Source organism: Bacillus cereus ATCC 14579, from assembly GCF_000007825.1.
In the GTDB taxonomy this organism is placed as follows: domain Bacteria; phylum Bacillota; class Bacilli; order Bacillales; family Bacillaceae_G; genus Bacillus_A; species Bacillus_A cereus.
The window spans coordinates 2,872,010-2,890,674 of record NC_004722.1 but is presented as its reverse complement, the minus strand read 5'-3'; the positions used below and the strand labels follow the sequence as shown (position 1 = coordinate 2,890,674).

Here is an 18,665-nt window from a genome sequence, read left to right as displayed (position 1 = left end):
AGGGATTTATAAATATGAATACAAAACTAATAATAGTAGAAGGTTTACCTGGATTTGGAAAATCGACCACTGCAAAGCTAATAAATGAAATTCTAAGCCAAAATAAAATTGAAGTTGAACTATTTTTAGAGGGGAATTTGAATCACCCCGCCGACTATGATGGTGTATCTTGTTTTAATAAATTTGAATTCGATAGATTAGTATCTAACAGTGGAGATTTTAAAGAAGTGCTTCTTAAAAGAGTTTTAAAAAAAGGAAGCAATTATTTATTACCATACAGAAAGATAAAAAATGAGTTTGGTGACCAGTTTTCGGACGAATTATGTAATGATATTTTTAAAAACGATATATATGAATTGCCATTCGATAAAAATGTTGAATTAATTGCTGACAAATGGAATGACTTTGCTGAAATTGCTCTAGAAGATAATAAGGTTTATATTTTTGAATGTTGTTTCATACAAAATCCATTAACAATTGGGATGATTAAATACGGTGAACAAAAAGAAAAAATAATAAATTATGTAATGAAAGTTGCAAAAATCATAGAGAATTTAAATCCAATGTTATTTTATGTAGAACAAGATGATCTTGAATTTTCATTTAGGAAGGCATTAAAAGAAAGAAATCCAGAATGGTCCACAGGAATTGTCGACTATTACACGAACCAAGGCTATGGGAAAGAACATAACCATTCAGGGGTAGAAGGAGCGATAAAAGTTCTTGAAGCTAGAAGGAATTTAGAGTTAGAAATATTCGATATGTTAAAAATGAAAAAAGAAAAAATCAATAATACAAAATATGGAATTGACTCATATAGGTCAATGTTAAAAGATAAGTTAACAATACAAATGGTGAAATAGCTTTTTACACTACCTGGTGCTTTAGTTGGAGAAGGAAATGAAAACGCTCAGAATATTTTCTGAGCGTTTTAGTTTGCTATTTATAATGCGAAATGCATACAAATTATTGTGTTATTTCAATTGATAAACATAATGCTCCAATTATAAATGTTTTTTCAAAATGAATCCTCTTTAAAACGTGTATGTAACTTTAATCTAATTAAAAACAAAGGTTTTATTCGAGTTTGGAAAGAAAGGAATAGCAATCAACCGTTGCTATTCATCCAGCTTCTACTATATAATAGCTATAGTCTACAATAATTGAGTCGTAATATGCGATTTTTTAAGACAATCGGTGAGAAAACGCTGAAATAAGCGGTATTAGTAGGAGGACACAAATGATTACAGTAAGTAACGTTAGTTTGCGTTTCGCGGATCGCAAATTATTTGAAGATGTTAACATAAAATTCACGCCAGGTAACTGCTACGGTTTAATCGGAGCAAACGGTGCTGGTAAATCTACATTTCTAAAGATTTTATCTGGGGAAATTGAACCATCAACAGGTGACATACATATTACGCCAGGTGAGCGTCTAGCAGTATTAAAACAGAACCATTTCGAATATGAAGAGTTCCCAGTATTAGAAACAGTAATTATGGGTCACACGCAACTTTACAAAGTAATGCAAGAGAAAAATGCTATTTACATGAAAGAAGACTTTAGTGATGAAGATGGTATGCGTGCTGCTGAACTTGAAGGTGAGTTCGCTGAGCTTAACGGTTGGGAAGCTGAGTCAGAAGCTGCAATCCTTCTTAAAGGTTTAGGTATTGGTGAAGATCTTCATGATAAGAAATTGTCAGAATTAACTGGGGCAGAGAAAGTAAAAGTATTACTTGCTCAAGCTTTATTCGGTCAACCTGACATTCTATTATTAGATGAGCCTACCAACCACTTGGACTTAAAAGCGATCCAATGGTTAGAAAACTTCTTAATGAACTTTGAAAACACAGTTATCGTAGTATCCCATGACCGTCACTTCTTAAATAAAGTATGTACGCACATGGCTGACCTTGATTTCGGTAAAATTCAACTTTATGTTGGTAACTATGACTTCTGGTATGAGTCAAGCCAATTAGCTTTAAAATTAACACAAGATGCTAATAAGAAAAAAGAAGAGAAAGTAAAAGAGTTACAAAACTTCATTGCACGCTTTAGTTCAAACGCTTCTAAAGCGAAACAAGCAACTTCTCGTAAAAAATTATTAGACAAAATTACATTAGATGATATTAGACCGTCATCACGTCGTTACCCATTCGTTGGCTTCACACCTGAGCGTGAAGTAGGAAATGACTTATTAACTGTTGAAGGTCTTTCTAAAACAATTGATGGTGAAAAAGTGTTAGATAATGTGTACTTCACTTTAAATAAAGGTGATAAAGTTGCATTTATCGGCCGTAACGATATTGCGATGACAACATTATTTAAAATTCTTATGGGTGAAATGGAGCCGGATAGCGGTTCATTCAAATGGGGTGTTACAACCTCTCAATCTTACTTCCCAAGAGATAACTCTAAGTACTTTGAGAACAGTGATTACAACTTAGTTGAATGGTTACGTCAATTCTCTCCACAAGATGAGTCTGAAAGCTTCTTACGTGGTTTCTTAGGCCGTATGTTATTCTCAGGTGAAGAAGTTAAGAAGAACGTTTCTGTATTATCTGGAGGCGAAAAAGTTCGTTGTATGTTATCTAAAATGATGTTAAGTGGTGCGAACGTAATCACACTTGACGATCCAACGAACCACTTAGACCTTGAGTCAATCACAGCATTAAATAACGGTTTAATTGCATTCAAAGGTACAATCTTATTCACATCTCATGACCATCAGTTCGTGCAAACAATTGCAAACCGCATTATCGAAGTAACACCAAACGGTGTAATCGATAAAGAGGCTACTTATGATGAGTTCTTAGAAAATGAGGAACTTCAAAAACAAGTAGATGCAATGTACAAAGGTCAATAATATATAATGAAAAAACTCGCTCTTTTTAGAGCGAGTTTTTTTGTCGAGAAAACGTAACATCGCTGGTCGGTCAAATGAATAATTATTCAAATATAATATTAATGAACAGGAGAATTTTTTCATGTATGAAGGGATGTAATGACTTTAAGATTTAAAGAGTTAGTTGAAGAAGGGAAATGTAAGTGGAGTAATATAATCAAATCGTATTATTTTGTCATGTGAAATATGTACCAAATTTGGAGATAGAATAGTTTGCGAATGAGTTTATAAAGGTATATAGTATGGGGTGTCATAATTAGTGGATGAATCTTGGGAGAAAACAGGAAATGTTACAAATTTATTTTGTTAAATAGAAACCAAGGTCAAAATGTCTAGAAAGAAATAGTTGAATAAATACTAGCTTCAAATTATAATTACTAATATTCTTCATATAGTTAAATAAAGATAATCTATTTGAAGAAGAAAATTTGAATAGAGAGACAGACTTATAAAAAAATAAGCCTTGGATGATCAAAAGAGGTGGAGAAATGAAACAGTTCTTATTAAAGAGCAAAAGCGTGTTAAGCAATCATTTTGGATTCTTTCTGTTTGCCGTTATTTTATTGTGGCTCAAAACATATGCAGCTTATGTAACGGAATTCAATTTAGGAATTTCAAACACAATTCAAAAATTCTTGCTGTTTTTTAACCCGCTTAGTTCAGCAGTTCTATTTTTAGGACTTGCATTATTTGCAAAAGGGAAACGATCTTATATTTGGTTAATTATCATTAATTTGTTATTGTCGATTCTTTTATACGCAAACGTAGTATACTATCGCTTTTTCAGTGACTTTATTACGTTCCCGACATTAACACAAACGAATAACTTTGGAGATTTAGGTGGTAGTATTCTTGCGTTGCTACATCTTTATGATCCATTATACTTCTTAGACACGATTATATTAATTGTGTTAGTCGCAACAAAATTTGCAAATCCAAAACCAATTCGTGTTGCGAAGCATAAATTATCTCTAGTATTTGTAGCAGGTATTTTATTATTCAGTGTTAACTTAGGTCTTGCAGAGTCTGACCGTCCTGAATTATTAACAAGAACGTTTGACCGTAATTATATTGTGAAATATTTAGGTGCATACAACTACACAATTTATGATGGAATTCAAAGTGCGAAAGCATCGACAGAACGAGCATTAGCTGATGGCGATAATATGACAGAAGTACGAAATTATTTAACATCAACTTATGCAAGTCCAAATCCTGAGTATTTCGGTAAAGGAAAGGGAATGAACGTAATTTACATTCATTTAGAGTCATTCCAAAACTTCTTAATTGATTACAAATTAAATGGTCAAGAAGTTACACCGTTCTTAAACTCATTTACAAAAGATGCGAATACACTTTATTTTGATAACTTCTTCCATCAAACAGGACAAGGGAAAACATCTGATGCGGAGTTTATGTTAGAGAATTCAATGTTTGGTTTACCGCAAGGTTCTGTCTTTACAACGAAATCTCATAATACGTATCAATCAGCACCAGCTATTTTAGGACAACAAGGATACACATCAGCAGTATTCCACGGTAACTACAAAACATTCTGGAACCGTGACGATATTTATAAATCATTTGGTTTTAATAAATTCTTTGATGCGTCATACTACGATATGAATGAAAAAGACGTAGTAAACTACGGGTTAAAAGATAAACCGTTCTTTAATGAATCTATTCCGTTATTACAAACGTTGAAACAACCGTTCTATACGAAGTTTATTACGTTATCGAACCATTTCCCTTATCCAATCGATAAGGCAGAAGCAACGATTGAACCAGCAACAACAGGTGATTCATCAGTAGATACGTACTTCCAAACAGCACGCTATTTAGATGAATCTGTAAAAGGCTTCATCGATTACTTGAAACAATCTGGTTTATATGATAACTCAATTATTGTTATGTACGGAGACCATTACGGTATTTCAGATAATCATAACGCAGCAATGTCAAAAGTAATGGATAAAGAAATGAACTCATTTGAAAATGCACAGTTACAACGTGTACCATTAATCGTTCGTGTACCAGGAGTGAAAGGTGGCGTACAACATCAATACGGTGGTGAAATTGACGTTCTTCCAACGCTATTACACTTACTAGGTACAGATACAAAGAATTATGTTCAATTCGGTTCTGATTTATTATCACCAGATCATAAACAAGTCGTTGCGTTCCGTAACGGTAACTACGTAAGCCCAACAGTTACTGCACTAAACGGCAAATACTATGATACAACTACTGGAAAACCTGTAGAATTTACAGATGAAATAAAGAAAAATGAACAAATGGTTCAAAACTCACTAAAATACTCTGACCAAGTCGTGAATGGTGACTTATTACGATTCTACACACCGGAAGGATTCACTCCAGTAGATCGTTCGAAGTATAACTATAACAACCGCGATAAAAACAAAACGAAGGTAAAAACGACTCCGGAAGGGGAAGCTAAATAAATAATAAAAGGCGCTATTCATATGAATAGCGCCTTTTATTTGTAAATATACCATCATTATGAGACAGAACCAGCTGTTGCTTTTTGTTTAGCCTTTCCGAAGAAAACTACACCGATGATGATAATAATGATAAATGCCCATTTAACGAAAGGGTTACTTTCGAAAAATCCAGCGAACCATTTCTCATCTACAATCATTTTCGCGGCAGTATAAGCTAAAACGGCTGCTCCAATCGTAATGATGACAGGAAAACGATCTACCCATTTTAAAATCAATGTACTGCCCCATACGACTACTGGAATAGACACTAATAATCCGATGATTACTAAAGAAAAGTTACCATGGGCAAGCTCCTGCAACAGCGAGTACATTATCGATGCCCATTAACGCATCAGCAATAATAATGGTTTTAATAGCAGACCAAAATCCTTCTTCGGCCTTAATATCATGATCTTTGCCTTCAGCAATTAATTTATAAGCAATCCATATAAGGAGTACACCACCAATTAGAAGTAGCCCTGGTATTTTTAACAACCAAACAACAACTAAGGTAGCGAGGGCTCTAATCGCGATTGCCCCGATAGTTCCCCATATAATAACTTTCTTTTGCTGATCTTTCGGTAATCTTCTTGCTGCTAATCCAATTACAATGGCATTATCACCGGCTAACACTAAATCAATTACAATGATGGCAAGTAGGGCGGACAAATATTCGGCTGAAAGAAAATCCATATACATATCACTCCTTAAGAGTAATATGTGCTAAAGTGTTGATAATATAAAAAATAGGATTGAATTTGTATATTCAATCCATAATTTCTTACTGTATTTCGATATATGTTTTAATTTCGTATAAGTCGCTTTTGTATTCTTTTTTGTTTATCGTTTCGCTTTCTTAATTTTCGATTCATCTTTTTAATGCGGTTTTCTTTTCTATTATCCCAGTTATCACTTCGGATTTTACTAATAGACTTATCTGTCTTAGCACGAAAACGTCTTACTTTTTTCACGAAGGAAAGGGGTATTTTGCCGATAACACCTTGTTTTTCTAACGAATCCTCTTTACCTAGACACCAATCAGGATGAGATAATAAATAGTCGAAATCAAATATTATCCCGTATTCTTTATCCATATATGTATACCATTCATCTAAAGTACACTTATTTTTTGTATGTAAATATGTTGATCCATCAGTCATAGCACAGCACCAATAGTCAAAATAGCTCCATAGTAACCATTCTTTCGGTACATCTAGTGTTAAAATTATCATTTTTGAATTTGTTCTACCCCAAGCTTTATGATTTCGATTTGGGTAATTATTTGCTTCCCAGACCCAAATAGGATAGTTACCTTCGTAATGAGGCAATCTTGTTTTAGCGACGCGCACCATCCAGTCATATGAATATACATCGTCTGGATCGATGAATTCTTTATTACCTTCTAAATAACCAAGTTTCTTAAATTGTTTCCATGCTTCTTCAGTTTGTACTGTATATACGATCATATGGCACCTACTTATTTAAACTAAATTATAGTATAACATGTGATTTTGAATTTTTATTGATATTAGAGAAGGGGGAGTTTGAGTCGAATATACGAGGAGTAATTCCCAAAATGATAAAAAGACTTGATTCCCAGCTAAAGGAAATCAAGTCTTTTCATTACATACGATTATCATGCCAGAAGTTTAATGGGAAGTGTTCGTTCTCATTATATGCTTCTAATTCATATCCTTTTTCTTTCAGTCCTTTAATAATTCCAGGAACTGCTTTTACTGATTGTGGATGAATATCATGCATAAGGATAACTTCTGTTGGATTTGTAGCACCATGTAACACGTTTTCTACAATTTTAGCAGATGCAGCATCAACTTGCATTTTGTTATATTTCCAGTCTAAAGAATCAATTGTCCAATCCCAAACTTTTAAGCCATTTTCTACAACTTTGTTGCGAAGAGCTTCGTTTAATCCTGGCATAGAGCCGTAAGATGGACGAGTTAATACTGGTGATTTACCTAAAACACCAGCGATTAAGCCTTGGTCTTCCTTCATTTCATCTACGTAATGACCTTCAGTGTAAAGTTTCTTGTAGTTATGAGTCATACTGTGCATCCCAACGTAGTGACCTTCAGCATCTTCGCGTTTTACAAGATCAGGGAAAGCTTTTACGTTTGAACCAATTAGGAAGAATGTTGCTTTTGCATTTTCTTTCTTTAACATATCTAAAAGCTCAGCTGTGTATTTTCCAGGACCGTCATCAAATGTTAAATAAGCGACTTTTCTAACTTGCCCGTTATAATGTTTTGGAGCTTCTTTCGGAGCAAGAGATGTTTGAATCTCACTTACAAGTTGAACAGATTTTGCTTCATCCTCTGTACTAGCTAGAGCAGTATGTACTGATCCAAAAGCCACTTCGTATGTGAATAATACCCCCGCACAAACTAACATAGCCCTTTTTACTAAAGTTGTCATTCGAATTCCATTGTGCATAATTTTCCTTCTCTCTATAAAAGTTCTACTCTACTATATTAGCAATTATAGGTAGGGAAATGCAAAAAAACTTTTTTACAAGTGTAAAAAAGTTTACTCAAAAGTATGCAAGATTTTATATCAATTGCAGTTTTGAAAAATAGGATGAATTTAAACTTTATTATTTAAACTTTCAATCACCAAATCATACTTTCGTATCATTTCATTTTCGTTCCAATTATTGATTCGAATATTTTTGTTTTTTATTAAAATATTGGTAAAGAAACAATTACATGAAAAAAGGAGTGGGAATATGGATAATTATATTTGCACTACATGTGGAGTACAGTATCCCGAAAATGAAGAAGCACCTTCTCGCTGTAAAATTTGTAATGAGGAAAGACAATATGTTAATCCAATTGGGCAGTCATGGACAACATTAGAAACGATGCAAAATAGCAATTTATACAAAAACGAAATAATAAAAGAAGAAAGCGGTTTGTATAGCATTACTACTAAACCTAAATTTGCGATTGGACAAACAGCATTTTTAATACAAAGTAAAACTCTAAATGTTATGTGGGATTGCATTAGTTATTTAGATGATAAAACGATACAACGTATATATGATTTAGGTGGTATTCAAGCAATAGCACTTTCTCATCCACATTATTACTCTACACAAGTTAAATGGGCGGAAACATTCAATGTACCTATTTATATTCATGAAGATGATAAAGAGTGGGTGGTTCGTCCGAGTAAGCAAATTAAATTTTGGTCTGGGGAGCATCTGATATTATCGGAAGAACTTACATTGCATCGCTTAGGAGGCCATTTTAAGGGTGGAACTGTTATACATTGGAAAGACGGTAATGAAGGGAAAGGTATTTTGTTATCAGGTGATATTATACAAGTAGTTTCGGATCGGAAATGGGTAAGTTTTATGTATAGTTATCCCAATCTCATTCCATTACCAGCGAATAAAGTTAGAGATATGGCAGAGAAGGTAAAAGATATCCAATTTAGTCGACTATATAATGCATTTCATGGTGTGGTGGAAGATGCGAATAAAGCTGTACAAAGATCTGCTGATCGGTATATAAAGGCCCTGCAAGGAGAACTATTTCATACGTAATAGCTTGTAATTCATCTCTATATTTATATAACTAATTTTATATGAATTTTATACTAAAGTCCTATTGTTTATTAACTAATAGGTCTTTCAACTTAGGAAGTTCACACTAATGAGGGATGTTAAAGGGAATATATGTAACCTATACTAATTACTATAAAGCTTTGGAAAATGAAAAGGAGGAGATTTGCATGAAGAATTGGGTTCAATTTAGAATTGCAAGACCAACAGATAAATTTGAAGAAGTGATAAGTTTTTATGAAACAGGATTAGGTTTAAAACGTATAGGGGAATTTCACAATCATGAAGGATATGATGGGGTTATGTTTGGCTTACCAGATGAAGAGTATCATTTGGAGTTTACTACACATGTTAATGGAAGTCCATGTCCGGCACCGACAAAAGATAATTTACTAGTTTTTTATATGCCTATTAAAGATGAAATTGAAAAGATAGTGAATCGATTAAGTAATATGGGCTATCATGAGGTAGAACCTGAAAACCCGTATTGGATAGAGAAAGGAACCACAATAGAGGATCCAGACGGTTGGAGAATTGTGCTTATGAATGCATCTGAATAAGAAAACTATTTTCATATGAAATAGAGTGTAACAAAATGATTTAGACATAAATCCCTACAGTGTTTGTAGGGATTTTTATATAAGAAATTTTTATTGAGAGAGTTATTAAAATGTAGAAAGTATTTTGGCTAAGAACAAATGTAGTAAACATAATTTATGAAGGAGGTATAAAAGTATGATAGTAAACCATTTTGAAGCGTTTTCTAAACATGTTGGAAATACACATCTTATTAAAAGTTCTTTCGTAGTTTATATCTTATTCTACGCAAAATCGATACCATCAAAAAACTGTATGTTTAACATGTACAGTTTTTTGATGGTATAGCTGTGCAATGTTTAAAAATTTCACATACCGTACTTTAAAAATAAATAAATGTAGAATATATCGTACATACATATATACAGTCAACATAAAAGATAAAGAGGTGGGTATATGTTACTTGAGGAAGTAATGCGGCAACTAGAGGAATATGGAACAGAACAAAATCGAAAAACGTATAAAAACCACGGAGCGAAAGAGCCGTTATTTGGAGTTAGTTTTGCGAATTTAAAATTGTTAAAAAAGAAGATAAAAAAAGATCACGATTTAGCAGTTGAATTGTGGGAAACGAAAAATATGGACGCAATGACATTAGCAACTTATATTTTAGACCCGAAAAAAATAACGACAGAACAGCTTAATAGTTGGATTCAGGATGTTGATTATTACTGTTTAATGGATGTTCTTATGACATCTATATGTACTTCGCCAATTGCAATAGAAAGAATGGAAGAGTGGACAAAGTCTAATGATGAATGGATTGGAAGAGCTGGCTGGTCTTTATTAGCAAATATAGCGATTAAAAATAAAACGTTACATGATGATTTCTTCTCTCCGTACTTAGAAGAGATTAAAGAAAATATACATAATGAAAAAAATAGAAAAAAAGAAGCGATGAATAGTGCTTTAATCGCAATAGGAATTCGTAATGAAGACTTAGAGCGACAAGCGATTGAAATTGCAAGTAAAATTGGAAAAATAGAGGTTGATCATGGTGCAACATCATGTAAAACACCAGATGCAGAAAGCTATATAAAAAAAGCGAGAGAAAGAGCTGAAAAAAAGAAAGTGAAATAAGAAAAGAGGATCGGTTATGAAACCAATTGAAGCAGCACAAAACATAATTACATTACAATTTCCGAATTGTGATGTAGCTTTACTCGGCGGAAGCGTTGCACGAGGAGAAGCGACGAAAACATCTGACCTTGACATTGTAATAGTCGATCAAAGTTTAACTTCTTGCTATAGAGAATCTTTCTATAGTAATGGATGGCCTGTTGAGGTGTTTGTTCATAATTTCGAAACATATAAAACCTTTTTCAAAATGGATTGTGATCGAGGGAGACCGTCGTTACCACAATTAGTTTCAGAAGGGATTGCCTTGAAAGGGGAACAGGAAATTGTTGAGAAATTAAAAAAAGAAGCGAATGATTTACTACATAAAGGACCGGCTAAATGGACCGAAGAAACGATTAAGCAGAAGCGATATTTTATTACGGATACTTTAGATGACTTTATTGGTGCAACAAAAAGAGAAGAAGAATTGTTTATCGCTAATTTATTAGCCGATTTAGTACATGAATATGTATTAAGAGTAAATGGTAAGTGGCTTGGGAGTTCAAAATGGTTTATTAGAGTGCTAAAAAGATATGATGAGCAATATGCAAACAAATTTGTAGCCGCTTTTGATCATTTTTATAAAACGGGAGGGAAAAATGAATTAATTCATTTTATAGAAAAGACGTTAGAACAGTATGGTGGGAGAGTGTTCGAAGGATTTTCTATTGGTAAATAAAGAGAGGAGAAAAAAATGAATGTACCATATGTTCAATTAAGAGAATTGACACTAGATGATGTAGAAGATCGCTATCAATGGTCATTAGATAGAGATGTAACAAAGCATTTAGTTTTACCAGATCAATATCCTCCGTTCACTCGTGGAGATACGAGAAACTGGATTGAAGCTTGTATAAGCCGAAAAAATGGTTATGAACAAAGGGCAATCGTTACTGAGACAGGTATACATATTGGATGGGTAGACCTTAAAAATTTTGATAAAACAAATAAAAATGCTGAACTAGGAATTGCGATTGGAAATAAAGACTATTGGGGTAAAGGATTTGGAATGGCAGCTCTAAACAGCATGTTACAAATAGGTTTTTCTCAGTTTGAATTGGAGAAAATTTGGTTACGTGTAGATGAAGATAATACAAAAGCTAAAAAGAGTTATGAAAGTGCCGGATTTGTATGCGAAGGGTTAATGAGAAATGATCGATTGAGACAGGGAAAGTTCATTCATCGCTATCGTTACAGTATATTAAAAGAAGAGTATGAATCAAAAATTAATAACCTATAAAAATATTATGTAAATTAAAAAGGGGAAAATAAAATGATTCGATTACTTACAAAAGCGGATGCAAAAAAATATTGGGAGTTGCGTTTACAAGCACTACAAGTAAATCCAGAAGCATTTATAACGACTTATGAAGAAGCAGTACGTCAAGAAAACCCTCTTGAACGAGTTGCTAGTAATCTTTCATCCAACAGTAGTTTTACATTTGGTGCTTTTAATAATGAAAATCGTTTAGTTGGGGTTGTTACTTTATTAACAGAAGAAAAAGACGCATATAAGCATAAAGGACATATCGTTGCAATGTATGTAGATACTGAAAATCGAAGAAGTGGTCTTGCACGTGATTTAATACGTAAAGCAATTGAAAGGGCAAAAGAGATGAAGCTAGAGCAATTGAATTTAGGGGTTGTGTCAACGAACGAACCAGCCAAACGATTATATGAGTCAATGGGATTTAAAACATACGGAATTGAAAAAAGGGCTATAAAAATGAATGGTGTGTATAGTGATGATGAACATATGGTGTTGTTCTTTTAAGAGAGGAAGTTTTGTATGAAAAAGGCGAAACTGCGACAATAAGATGGGGAATATGGCATATAGCAGATCATAATCGGTATCATCAAGCCCATATAAGTCGATTGAAGAAATTATACAGAGAATATAAACTACATATTCTTTAATTTTTGAATGAACGAACGCCCCTAAATAATAATTAAAGGAGGCGTTTGTTTTTATTCGTTCGCTTTTCTTCCCAAGCTATCATTAAATTTTTATGATAATCTTTTGGTTTCTCAATAGAAAACCAGTAAATTGAATGTGCAATAGTTGGTAGCCATCTTTTATAGCGGATGCGTATATTTTCATGGTGAGTATAGTGGGGCGAGATTAAAGTAGATTTTGACCCTTGAAAATTTTGACATGTAACGGCCTCGATTTCATACCAATGCACTTTATTCCCATGTAAATCTACTACAATTCCTTCATCATCCTAAAGTGAAATGTAAGTTTGAATGTAGATTTTTCATCGCGTATACTAAAATATATGTCATAGAGATAAAAAATTAAATACAAGGGGTTTTACAATGAAAGCAATTGTTATAGGGATACTGGCATCATTTTTCTTTGCCTTTACTTTTGTTTTAAACAGGGCAATGGACTTAGAAGGTGGAAGCTGGATTTGGAGTGCATCATTACGGTATTATTTTATGGTTCCAATGCTATTACTTATTGTTATGTATAGAGGGAACTTAAAGCAACTCTTTCAATATATGAAAAACAATCCGAAAGAATGGTTAGTGTGGAGTATCGTTGGATTTGGTCTCTTTTATGCACCGCTTAGTTTTGCTGGAGCGTTCGGACCGGGTTGGCTCGTTGCATCAACATGGCAAATTACAATCGTTGCAGGGATTTTGTTAACACCATTTTTTGCGGTGGATCCACTACATAAAAAACTTCCGATGAAGGAATTAGTAATGTCGGGCATTATTTTATTCGGTGTCGTTCTCATGCAAGTAGAACATGCTTCTTCATTAGGTATTCGTGAAACCGTTTTATGTGTAGTTCCTGTACTTATTGCAGCATTTGCGTATCCTCTTGGAAATAGAAAAATGATGCAAGTTTGTAAAGGGGAATTAGATGTATTTCAGCGAGTACTCGGTATGACATTAGCAAGTTTACCATTTTGGTTTTTATTATCTGGTTACGAAGTATCAACAGGCGGATTACCGTCAAGTAGCCAAGTTTTTCAATGTTTTATTGTAGCAGTTAGCTCTGGGTTAATCGCGACAGTATTATTTTTCTTTGCAACAGATCTTGTGAAAGATGATCCGCAAAAATTAGCAACAGTGGAAGCGACGCAGTCTGGTGAAGTTTTATTTGCGCTAGTAGGAGAGTTGATCTGGTTATCTGCACCAATTCCATCATCATTATCTTGGATTGGTATGAGTCTCGTTATTATTGGAATGATACTTCATAGTTATGTGGCTGTCGTTGTAAAAAAAGAAGAAAAAATAACGGCGTAATGAGATTAGCTCTTTTTATTAAGAGCTAGTCTTTTTTCATAGAAAGGGATGAAAGTATGAATTTACAGTGTGTTAAACAAATTGAGAAAGATTCAATATTAAATGTGCTACAATATGCCGTCGGTCCAAATGAAATAAGCTTAAAGAAAGCAGTAATATTTTATCAAAGTAATAAAGGGACTTTGTACAAATATGAAGAAAAAGCTTGTCTAGGTATTGAAATAATCGGAGAAACTAAAGCACGCATATGTCATATAGCAGTGGCTCCAGATTATCGTCAAAAAGGAATTGCACTGCAAATGATTAAAGAAGTGGTAAGGATATATCAATTGACTTATATAGAAGCGGAGACAGACGATGGGGCGGTAGAATTTTATAAAAGAATTGGTTTTCAAGTTAAAAGTTTAGGAGAAAAATATCCAGGGATAGAAAGACTTCATTGTTACATGGAAAAATAGTATAAAAATATGCATATGGAGTATAGTTTGAAAAAATAGGATGTACATTTTTCTTCATTTCAAAAAAACCCTCGCTCATCATTATCTACGATTTTAATAGAGTTTTGAGGCTTCAGTATAATAATATACATATTTTTGTAGTAATGAATATGATTAAGTTAAAAATTGAGAAAAATATGATAATATATTTATATAAAAGTTTAAATTTACGTGGCTAGTGGGGGAACCAATATGAAAATGAATGAAATAGTAGCAAGTACACAATTTCCAAATACAATCGAAACAATAACAAAAGATTTAAAAGCATTAGGAGTCGAAAAAGGAATGACAATTATCGTTCATTCATCACTAAGTTCTATCGGATGGATATCTGGTGGTGCGGTTGCTGTAGTAGAAGCATTAATGAAAGTTGTTACGGAAGAAGGAACGATAATAATGCCAACGCAATCTTCGGATTTGTCCGATCCGAAACATTGGTCAAGACCACCTGTACCGGAAGACTGGTGGCAAATTATCCGAGATAACGTCCCAGCATTTGATTCACGTATAACTCCAACAAGGGGAATGGGTGAAATAGTTGAATGTTTTCGTACATATCCGAATGTAGTACGTAGTAATCATCCGTTAGGAAGTTTTGCTGCATGGGGAAAACATGCAGTAGAAATAACAATGAACCATTCGTTATCAATGAGCTTTGGAGAAGAATCTCCATTAAGAAAAATATATGATTTAGACGGGTACGTATTATTAATTGGTGTTGGATATGATTCCAATACGTCTGTTCATTTATCCGAGGTGCGTTCTGGTGCATGTGAGTTAATACAAGTAGGAGCACCTATTATAGAAAACGGTGAAAGAGTGTGGAAAGAGTTTGTTGAAATGGATTACGAATCTGAGAAGTTTGTAGAAATTGGTGTGGAGTTTGAGCGAAAAGGAACTGTAAAAAATGGGAAGATAGGGAATGCAACGTGTCGTCTAATGAAACAGCGTGATATAGTTGACTTTGGAACAGAATGGTTTCGTAAGAAAAATTAGTAAGGGATGGTTACAATGAAGGGGAAAAAGGTATTAATTACGAGCGGTGGTTGTCTAGAAAAATGGGATCAAGTACGCGGGCATACGAATATGGCCAAAGGTACAATCGGAAGGATAATCGCAGAAGAACTTCTAGCTAAAGGGGCACATGTTATATATTTACACGGTTATTTTGCGGAGAAACCGAGTGATGTACATAGAGGGTTAGAATTACATCCATTTGAAGGAATCGTTGATTTACAAGATAAAATGAAAAGTATCATATCACATGAAAAGGTTGATGCAGTCATTATGGCAGCGGCTGGATCAGATTGGATTGTAGAGAAAATTTGTGATCAAGATGGTAATGTTCTTAATATGAACGGAAAAATTTCAAGTGATATAGCACCGATTATTCACTTTCAAAAGGCTCCAAAGGTATTAAAACAAATAAAAGAATGGGACCCAGAAACAGTACTTGTTGGTTTTAAACTTGAAAGTGATTTAAATGAAGAAGAACTGTTTGAAAGAGCAAAAAATAGAATGAAAGAAGCAAGGGCGAATGTAATGATTGCGAATTCACCACATTCTTTATATTCGCGCGGGGCTGTGCATTATGTAATTGGACAGGATGGTAAAGGGAAGTTGTGTAATGGGAAAGATGAAACAGCGAAAGAAATTGTCAAAAGCTTAGAGGTATTATGTAATCGTGTCACTGCTTTTTAAAATTAAGTTTTTAGATGAGAATGAATCCGCATAGTAATAAGTAAGCGAAACTTTAATTGGTGGGAATTTTACTTTTACACGAATGTGAAGCGTATACCAATCAAGAGCTATACACAGAAGTAATTGGTGAGGAGTGGATTCTATGGAACATTTATTAAAGCAAGCTATTAAACTTAGAAATGAAAAGAAATATGCGCAGTCTAAAGAGATGCTTATAGGATTAACAAACTTTACAAAGGATGCAGAAGTACTGTATCAGTGTGCGTGGATACATGATGTAATGGGGCTAGAAACAGAAGCAGTTCCGTATTATGAGCAGGCAATCGCAAATGGACTTGATGGCGAATCGCTTTGCGGTGCTTATATTGGTTTAGGAAGTACATATCGTTGTATAGGGGAATATGAAAAGGCAATTACAGTATTAGAAGCTGGGGTGAAAAAATTTCCAGAGAACGCTCCGATGAAAGTATTTTTATCATTAGCAAAATATAACGTAAACGATCACGAATCAGCGATGAAATTATTACTTGAAACTGTCGTGAAAGTAGAGGAAGTAAAAGAATTTGAACGTGCCATTTCATTTTATAAAGACCATTTAAATGAGGTTTTTAAATAAAGGAGTGAACGTATGAAGGTTACACTATCACGAAGGCGAAAAGGCATTTGGATTGGACTCGTCTCTTTAATTATGCTATCAAACTATTTATTGTATGCCCTTCCAATTGTACCAGTTGCGCCGAAAGAAGTTGTGCTTGGGTCATTATTAGATTGCTTGTTTGTCATTCCAATCATCACATATTTCTTCATTATTCGAAAAAGATACTCGTTAACATATATAGTTCCTGTTGTAATAGCTGGTTATATTTTTGCAAGATTTATTATTCCAAGTGATTATTTACAAGCTTTTTCATTCATCTCTTATATTATTGTTGCGGCTGAAATTGCATTTGTAGGTCTAGAATTATTCCTTCTCTATAAAATTGTTAGAGTGCTTCCTAAAATAATAAAAAAATATAAAGAATATAGAAGAGAAAATTATTCCTTTTCTTATGCAATTGATGCAGCGTTTGACACTACTATGAAAAGAGGTAAGTTAATAGATGTCATTCTAACAGAGTGTAAGTTAATCTATTATGCGTTTTTATCGTGGCGTGAAAAAGTACCAACAGGTAAATCTGTATACTCATATCATAAAAAGACTGGTGCTATAGGTGTGTATATCATGATTATTCACGCAACAGCAATTGAAAGCATTGGTTTTCATTATTTACTACATCAGTGGAATCCAGTAATAGCATGGATTTTACTTATTTTAAATGTATACGCGATGATTTATTTTATAGCTGAAATACAAGCGATGCGCAAAAATCCACTTGTCGTAACAGAAGAACAAGTAATCATTCAAATCGGATTAGGAAAGAAAATTGTTATGCCATTTACACAAATTGATAATATTGCGTTCTACAAGGGTGAATTGCTAACGGCAAAAGAAGGGAAGCAGGTATTGGATGCAACTGTTATGGAGTTCATAAAAGAACCTGCTACTTTTGAAATAACATTAAAAGAGCCAGTGAAAGCGCAGTTGTTATACGGCTTTTCTAAAACAGTAAGTCGTGTTTACTTAAATGTTGATGAAGAACGAAAATTTTATGATGCGGTTAAGGAAAAGTTAAAACATGAGTAATAGTACTGTTAGTTGCATGAAAACAAATGAGTTTCCGTTAGAAGTGAAAAAATATGAAACATGGATAGTGAAAAACTCTTTCTAAATAAGAAGGAGTTTTTATTATGTACTTGTATAAATCATTATATAAAAAACTATACACTTCTTTATCACTACATAAATAGATATAATTGAGGATAGAACTAGCATAAGGGGAAACAAAATAATGAATAAGTTACTTACATCGAAAATTGAAATTATAGAAAGAAAAATCCGGTATAACTCAACAATAGTAGATCACAATTGCTTATTACTTGAAAAGCAATCACAAAGTATCGTTTTATTTCACGAGGTGCAGTATTCATTTACAATGACTGCAAATGATACTAAGTTAACAATCCCAAAAGGGAGTTATACAATCGCATATTACTGGAGAGATCGTCCGTACAATTTATACGTATGGAGAGATATAAAAGGAAAGTATTTAGGTTCCTATTTTAATATCGTAAAAAACACACAAATAAAAGATGAAGTGGTTTCCTTTGAAGATTTAATCATCGATATTATGGTACTTCCAAATGGAGAATACTTCATATTGGATGAGGATGAATTACCAGAACCATTAGGAAATTTCGAAGGTGGTTATGTGAAGAAAGCTCTTTATGAATTAAAAGAAATCATTCAAAAAGAGCTTCCACCAATAGTTTTGGAGACAGCCAGGGTGCGGAGGAAATAAAATTTAATTACATAAATATTTTGAATGGAAATGAGTAGTCTCAAGTTATATGATCTAACTTTTTTGATCAATCTAAGGTTAGTAGCATATCTCTTGAGATTACTC

At 33.5% G+C, this 18,665-nt stretch carries 17 protein-coding genes and 3 pseudogenes; 17 read left to right on the top strand and 3 right to left on the bottom strand.

Going from position 1 to position 18,665, the window contains the following annotated elements:
* Positions 1–14 precede the first annotated feature (14 nt).
* The 3 genes from BC_RS14700 to BC_RS14690 all read left to right on the top strand — a co-directional run bounded on the left by BC_RS14700 (position 15) and on the right by BC_RS14690 (position 5,367).
* Positions 15–863: a hypothetical protein gene (locus BC_RS14700; RefSeq protein ID WP_001093196.1), complete on the top strand. Its 849-nt coding sequence runs from the start codon at positions 15–17 to the stop codon at positions 861–863.
* Between the two features lie 377 nt (positions 864–1,240).
* Positions 1,241–2,866 (top strand): ABC-F family ATP-binding cassette domain-containing protein, encoded by a 1,626-nt coding sequence (locus BC_RS14695; protein WP_000633864.1) that lies wholly within the window; start codon positions 1,241–1,243, stop codon positions 2,864–2,866.
* A gap of 527 nt (positions 2,867–3,393) precedes the next feature.
* Positions 3,394–5,367 (top strand): LTA synthase family protein, encoded by a 1,974-nt coding sequence (locus BC_RS14690; RefSeq protein WP_000808769.1) that lies wholly within the window; start codon positions 3,394–3,396, stop codon positions 5,365–5,367.
* A 56-nt stretch (positions 5,368–5,423) separates the two neighbouring features.
* Here the strand turns inward: BC_RS14690 and BC_RS14685 are convergent.
* From BC_RS14685 to BC_RS14675, 3 genes and pseudogenes are all read right to left on the bottom strand, one after another.
* Positions 5,424–6,099: pseudogene (locus BC_RS14685) on the bottom strand (TerC family protein).
* 110 nt (positions 6,100–6,209) lie between these two features.
* Positions 6,210–6,872, bottom strand: a complete 663-nt coding sequence (locus tag BC_RS14680) for a DUF3841 domain-containing protein (RefSeq protein WP_000637702.1) — start codon at positions 6,870–6,872, stop codon at positions 6,210–6,212.
* Between the two features lie 157 nt (positions 6,873–7,029).
* Positions 7,030–7,857 (bottom strand): peptidoglycan-N-acetylglucosamine deacetylase, encoded by an 828-nt coding sequence (locus tag BC_RS14675; protein WP_000551452.1) that lies wholly within the window; start codon positions 7,855–7,857, stop codon positions 7,030–7,032.
* Between the two features lie 292 nt (positions 7,858–8,149).
* Here BC_RS14675 and BC_RS14670 point away from each other — a divergent pair, with 292 nt between their 5' ends.
* The 14 genes and pseudogenes from BC_RS14670 (at position 8,150) to BC_RS14600 (ending at position 18,560) form a co-directional block, all read left to right on the top strand.
* On the top strand, positions 8,150–8,971 hold the full coding sequence (locus BC_RS14670) for an MBL fold metallo-hydrolase (RefSeq protein WP_000371021.1): 822 nt from the start codon (positions 8,150–8,152) through the stop codon (positions 8,969–8,971).
* Between the two features lie 188 nt (positions 8,972–9,159).
* Entirely contained in the window at positions 9,160–9,549 is a 390-nt protein-coding gene (locus BC_RS14665) for a VOC family protein (RefSeq protein WP_000800667.1), read from the top strand.
* A 433-nt stretch (positions 9,550–9,982) separates the two neighbouring features.
* Complete coding sequence (locus BC_RS14660; RefSeq protein WP_000923472.1) at positions 9,983–10,666, top strand: DNA alkylation repair protein; 684 nt, start codon at positions 9,983–9,985, stop codon at positions 10,664–10,666.
* Positions 10,667–10,682: 16 nt separating this feature from the next.
* Positions 10,683–11,443, top strand: a pseudogene (locus BC_RS14655) (nucleotidyltransferase domain-containing protein).
* Positions 11,400–11,945, top strand: coding sequence for a GNAT family N-acetyltransferase (locus BC_RS14650; RefSeq protein WP_001102490.1), 546 nt, complete (start codon positions 11,400–11,402; stop codon positions 11,943–11,945). The pseudogene BC_RS14655 and the gene BC_RS14650 overlap by 44 nt, the downstream one beginning before the upstream one ends.
* A gap of 33 nt (positions 11,946–11,978) precedes the next feature.
* Complete coding sequence (locus tag BC_RS14645; RefSeq protein WP_000620314.1) at positions 11,979–12,479, top strand: GNAT family N-acetyltransferase; 501 nt, start codon at positions 11,979–11,981, stop codon at positions 12,477–12,479.
* Positions 12,476–12,622, top strand: a pseudogene (locus tag BC_RS14640) (DinB family protein); the annotation flags it as partial. The gene BC_RS14645 and the pseudogene BC_RS14640, both read left to right, overlap by 4 nt.
* A 402-nt stretch (positions 12,623–13,024) precedes the next feature.
* A complete protein-coding gene (locus BC_RS14630) occupies positions 13,025–13,963 on the top strand; it encodes a DMT family transporter (protein WP_000644594.1) in 939 nt (312 codons plus the stop codon).
* Positions 13,964–14,019: 56 nt separating this feature from the next.
* Positions 14,020–14,421: a GNAT family N-acetyltransferase gene (locus tag BC_RS14625; RefSeq protein WP_001053116.1), complete on the top strand. Its 402-nt coding sequence runs from the start codon at positions 14,020–14,022 to the stop codon at positions 14,419–14,421.
* A gap of 231 nt (positions 14,422–14,652) precedes the next feature.
* Positions 14,653–15,456 carry an aminoglycoside N(3)-acetyltransferase gene (locus BC_RS14620; protein WP_000783346.1) on the top strand — a complete coding sequence of 268 codons (804 nt, stop codon included), beginning with the start codon at positions 14,653–14,655 and terminating at the stop codon, positions 15,454–15,456.
* A 15-nt stretch (positions 15,457–15,471) separates the two neighbouring features.
* Complete coding sequence (locus BC_RS14615) at positions 15,472–16,161, top strand: phosphopantothenoylcysteine decarboxylase (RefSeq protein WP_000676726.1); 690 nt, start codon at positions 15,472–15,474, stop codon at positions 16,159–16,161.
* 142 nt (positions 16,162–16,303) lie between these two features.
* Positions 16,304–16,777, top strand: coding sequence for a tetratricopeptide repeat protein (locus BC_RS14610; RefSeq protein ID WP_000400636.1), 474 nt, complete (start codon positions 16,304–16,306; stop codon positions 16,775–16,777).
* 12 nt (positions 16,778–16,789) lie between these two features.
* Positions 16,790–17,845, top strand: a complete 1,056-nt coding sequence (locus tag BC_RS14605; protein ID WP_000869230.1) for a hypothetical protein — start codon at positions 16,790–16,792, stop codon at positions 17,843–17,845.
* Between the two features lie 205 nt (positions 17,846–18,050).
* A complete protein-coding gene (locus BC_RS14600) occupies positions 18,051–18,560 on the top strand; it encodes a DUF402 domain-containing protein (protein WP_001037883.1) in 510 nt (169 codons plus the stop codon).
* Positions 18,561–18,665 lie beyond the last annotated feature (105 nt).

Coding starts and splice junctions, on each gene's coding strand:
- BC_RS14700 (WP_001093196.1), top strand. CDS start 15: ATGAATACAAAACTAATAATAGTAGAAGGTTTACCTGGATTTGGAAAA.
- BC_RS14695 (WP_000633864.1), top strand. CDS start 1,241: ATGATTACAGTAAGTAACGTTAGTTTGCGTTTCGCGGATCGCAAATTA.
- BC_RS14690 (WP_000808769.1), top strand. CDS start 3,394: ATGAAACAGTTCTTATTAAAGAGCAAAAGCGTGTTAAGCAATCATTTT.
- BC_RS14680 (WP_000637702.1), bottom strand. CDS start 6,872: ATGATCGTATATACAGTACAAACTGAAGAAGCATGGAAACAATTTAAG.
- BC_RS14675 (WP_000551452.1), bottom strand. CDS start 7,857: ATGCACAATGGAATTCGAATGACAACTTTAGTAAAAAGGGCTATGTTA.
- BC_RS14670 (WP_000371021.1), top strand. CDS start 8,150: ATGGATAATTATATTTGCACTACATGTGGAGTACAGTATCCCGAAAAT.
- BC_RS14665 (WP_000800667.1), top strand. CDS start 9,160: ATGAAGAATTGGGTTCAATTTAGAATTGCAAGACCAACAGATAAATTT.
- BC_RS14660 (WP_000923472.1), top strand. CDS start 9,983: ATGTTACTTGAGGAAGTAATGCGGCAACTAGAGGAATATGGAACAGAA.
- BC_RS14650 (WP_001102490.1), top strand. CDS start 11,400: ATGAATGTACCATATGTTCAATTAAGAGAATTGACACTAGATGATGTA.
- BC_RS14645 (WP_000620314.1), top strand. CDS start 11,979: ATGATTCGATTACTTACAAAAGCGGATGCAAAAAAATATTGGGAGTTG.
- BC_RS14630 (WP_000644594.1), top strand. CDS start 13,025: ATGAAAGCAATTGTTATAGGGATACTGGCATCATTTTTCTTTGCCTTT.
- BC_RS14625 (WP_001053116.1), top strand. CDS start 14,020: ATGAATTTACAGTGTGTTAAACAAATTGAGAAAGATTCAATATTAAAT.
- BC_RS14620 (WP_000783346.1), top strand. CDS start 14,653: ATGAAAATGAATGAAATAGTAGCAAGTACACAATTTCCAAATACAATC.
- BC_RS14615 (WP_000676726.1), top strand. CDS start 15,472: ATGAAGGGGAAAAAGGTATTAATTACGAGCGGTGGTTGTCTAGAAAAA.
- BC_RS14610 (WP_000400636.1), top strand. CDS start 16,304: ATGGAACATTTATTAAAGCAAGCTATTAAACTTAGAAATGAAAAGAAA.
- BC_RS14605 (WP_000869230.1), top strand. CDS start 16,790: ATGAAGGTTACACTATCACGAAGGCGAAAAGGCATTTGGATTGGACTC.
- BC_RS14600 (WP_001037883.1), top strand. CDS start 18,051: ATGAATAAGTTACTTACATCGAAAATTGAAATTATAGAAAGAAAAATC.